Source organism: Adlercreutzia equolifaciens, assembly GCF_029076695.1.
Taxonomy (GTDB): domain Bacteria; phylum Actinomycetota; class Coriobacteriia; order Coriobacteriales; family Eggerthellaceae; genus Adlercreutzia; species Adlercreutzia equolifaciens_A.
This window is the reverse complement of the sequence record NZ_JARFIK010000140.1, coordinates 1-359: the sequence shown is the minus strand read 5'-3', so window position 1 is coordinate 359 and position 359 is coordinate 1. Positions and strand designations below refer to the sequence as shown.

Below are 359 nucleotides of genomic sequence, written 5' to 3'. Positions count from 1 at the left end.
ACCGTCTGTTTCAACTGTAAGATCTTGTTGGCCTGGGTCACGATATTTCCGATATCGTGGGAGACCATGAGGACAGCCACCTTCTCGTCCCTGTTTAGATGGCGGATCACCGCATAGAAATCCTGGGTGGATGCCGGGTCAAGTCCCGTGATCGGCTCGTCCAGGATCAGGAGCTTATCCGTAGCGCAGAGAGCCCTCGCGATCAGGGTACGCTGTTTCTGTCCTCCGGAGAGATCCCGGTAGCAGCTCTTTTTGAGATCCGTGATTCCGAGCTTTTCCATATTGACCGCCGCAAGCTTCCGCTCTTCCATCGAGTAAAACGGTCGGTTTCCGCGCTTTCCAAGGCAGCCGGAGATCAC

At 55.2% G+C, this 359-nt stretch carries 1 protein-coding gene; it reads right to left on the bottom strand.

Annotation, left to right across the window (positions count from 1 at the left end; genetic code table 11):
- Window positions 1-359 (bottom strand): ATP-binding cassette domain-containing protein (locus PZH32_RS11815; protein ID WP_275208450.1); only part of this gene is annotated, 359 nt, incomplete at both ends.